3 protein-coding genes are annotated in these 2,717 nt (G+C 53.3%); 1 reads left to right on the top strand and 2 read right to left on the bottom strand.

Annotated elements, in window-relative coordinates; genetic code table 11:
- Positions 1-42: 42 nt before the first annotated feature.
- Complete coding sequence (locus BOW53_RS12575) at positions 43-489, top strand: hypothetical protein (RefSeq protein WP_078488313.1); 447 nt, start codon at positions 43-45, stop codon at positions 487-489.
- Between the two features lie 78 nt (positions 490-567).
- On the opposite strand, the gene BOW53_RS12570 is transcribed toward BOW53_RS12575, so the two are convergent.
- Complete coding sequence (locus tag BOW53_RS12570; RefSeq protein WP_153041614.1) at positions 568-1,464, bottom strand: alpha/beta hydrolase; 897 nt, start codon at positions 1,462-1,464, stop codon at positions 568-570.
- A gap of 129 nt (positions 1,465-1,593) precedes the next feature.
- Complete coding sequence (locus BOW53_RS12565; RefSeq protein WP_245832146.1) at positions 1,594-2,448, bottom strand: sterol desaturase family protein; 855 nt, start codon at positions 2,446-2,448, stop codon at positions 1,594-1,596.
- Positions 2,449-2,717: the final 269 nt, after the last annotated feature.

Below are 2,717 nucleotides of genomic sequence, written 5' to 3'. Positions count from 1 at the left end.
TAGTCGAGGGAGTGAAGTTCAAGGATGGTGAGCGTGTAGAAAGTGATCAAGAGCAGGGTACTACCGAAGGGGTTGCACACCAGATTTGACTATAGCTCAAGGTCGAAACGCTCACACCCGTTTTTCGCTGGAAAAATTTTTCCGCAGCCCATTGATATTGAACGGGACCCGGAGGGCATAATAAAAAGGATAGACAGGGTTTTTTATGATCTTGAAATATACAACGCCTCAGACCTCATCCCCCATGAAACCGTGCTTTTTCAACACGGCCTGATAGAAAACGAGTATCGGATGCAAACCGAACTCGAACCCTGCCGAAAATATGCCTGGAGCGTACGGGCCCGCTTCAACGATGGACCCTACATGCGCGCAACCGAATGGGCCGGCAACTACTATTACCCACGCAGTGCAAGGAACCGTTATCTCCGCTCCTCCGAAAAAAAAATCAAACAACGAAGGGCAGCAAATACGTTCTTATCCCTTGAATAGCCTTCAGCTTTTCAAAACACCCTGTCCGCCTGAAAAACCCGCATTCCTGAAGTAGCAGAAAAAAACAGCTTTTCCGGATCACTCGACTCCGAGCGTCTCTGTGATGATATCGGCCACATCTTCTGAGTAGAGATCGAGAAAAAAGTGATCGGCGCCGTCGACCACCACAAGCTGAACCTGCTCACCGTCAGCGATGGGCTCCATCTTTTCTATGAGTCCGGCAACCACCTTGTCCTCAGTCCCGGCAATCACCATGACCGGCATCTTTATCTGCGGCACCACGGTTGGCGTATCCCTGTTGGGATCGGGATTGTAGTTGCTGACAAAGGCATCAGCCGAAGCACTGGTCTCCTTGCAGTAGATAAAATCCACCGGAGAGATCATCTCGTCCCCCTTACCCGCGGCCACCAGGTCACGGGCCTTTTGAAGAATCGGCATCAGATCCTTCCCGTAACGCCTTTTGTAATCCTTCTCAGCATAGCCTGGGGCTCGTGTTGTTGGCGCCAGGAGGAATGTCATTTTTACCGCTGGATCATCCGTGGCTGCAGCAAAGCGTGCAGCTTGGTTACCACCCCGGGAGTGACCGAGCACTGCGACATTTCCCACGCCCTCGCCTTTCAGCCATTCCACCCACGCCCGGATCTCTTCAGCCGCATCGTCGTACTTGTAGCGATGGGGGTTTTCACAGGGATACATGACGCTTTTCCGGTTATCGACACCCTGGCTGAGGTTAATGGAAAGGGAACTGACACCACGCTCTTTGAGCATCTCCTGCAGCGTGGCCATGATCTCCATGCGATTGTGTGCCAGGGTGCCGTGGGTCATAAGTACAACCGGTCCTGCAGTCCAGTCGTCTTGAGCTTTTTCCAGGCTGGCATTGAGGGTTATACCCCCGTGGGACACCTTCACCTCATCGGCAAGCGCCTGGCCGGCACAGATCAGAAACAATGCAAACAATGAAACTTTCAGACGCACAACAGTACCCCCTGTATCCTGTAGCTTCTCATCATGGACTGTTGAGAGCCGCAGCAGGGCTCCCTGTTATCTCAATCAAAACACAGGTCAGGCAGCGCAGCATATTGTGGTTTCTGCCAATAACAGGCCCTATTCGCCACCATCATCCCAGCTGCGCCGGTTGATGGCATAACCACTTATCTTTCCCTTGAATGGCAGCATCAGCATACCCGGCAACCGGTCCACCTCTGCAGGATCACGGAACTTTCGAATGCCGATGGTCATCCCGAGTTGTCCATCCCGCGGCTGGGCCCTGTAGGTACCGAACAACCGGTCCCACACCGAGAGATTGAAGCCGAAGTTGGAGTTGGTCTCATCGTCCTCCACCGAGTGGTGCACGCGGTGCATGTCCGGCGTCACCAGCAACATCCGCAGAATCCGGTCAAGGGCTGCAGGCAGCCGGATGTTGCCATGATTGAACATGGCCATGGCATTCAGGATCACCTCGAAGGCCACCACTACCATGGCTGGCGGGCCGAGCAGCAGGATTACGGAAAATTTGATCAGCATGGAGAGGAGGATTTCGATGGGATGGAAACGCGCACCGGTGGTGACATCGTAGTCCAGGTCGGCATGATGCACGCGGTGCAGTCGCCACAGCAGCGGAATGGCATGCACCACCACGTGCTGCAGCCAGATCATGGAATCCATGACCGTGACCGATACCACTATCGCAAGCCACAGGGGCATCTGCACGTAGTTGAACAAGCCCCATCCCTGTTGATTTGCAAAGAGGGCAACGCCCACCGCTGCAGCCGGAAATAGCAGACGCAGTATTATCGTATTGAGCGCCACGATAGCCAGGTTGGAGATCCAGCGACCCGCCTTTGGCACGGTCAGCTCCCTTCTGGGCGCAGCCAGCTCCCAACCCGCAATAACTGCAAAGATCCCGAAAAAGAATACCAACCTGATGGCCATCTCATTGGAAAGGATGAACTGCTCCACAACGACTCCTGATTATCACAGCAATACAAGGTATAACCATACCCCAATTCCGGAAACGCATATACCAGGTGAGCCTGACAACCGATTGCTCAAAAAAAAGCCCGCAGAGGGTTGCGGGCTTAAAAAAATTACGCAAAGCCTAAAATTGCGTATTTTCCTCTGTCTGGAGGCGCGAATTCAATTTCTAAGTGCAACTCGACAGAGTTGGTTAGAGGGTAAGCTGCGGTAGCATAGGTAGCTTCTCTCACCGACCAAAGTTTGAGGAGCAC

The organism is Solemya velesiana gill symbiont, from assembly GCF_002020805.1.
GTDB lineage: Bacteria > Pseudomonadota > Gammaproteobacteria > Chromatiales > Chromatiaceae > Sedimenticola_A.
Note: the sequence above shows the minus strand (reverse complement) of the source record. Positions and strands in the feature narration are given on the sequence as shown.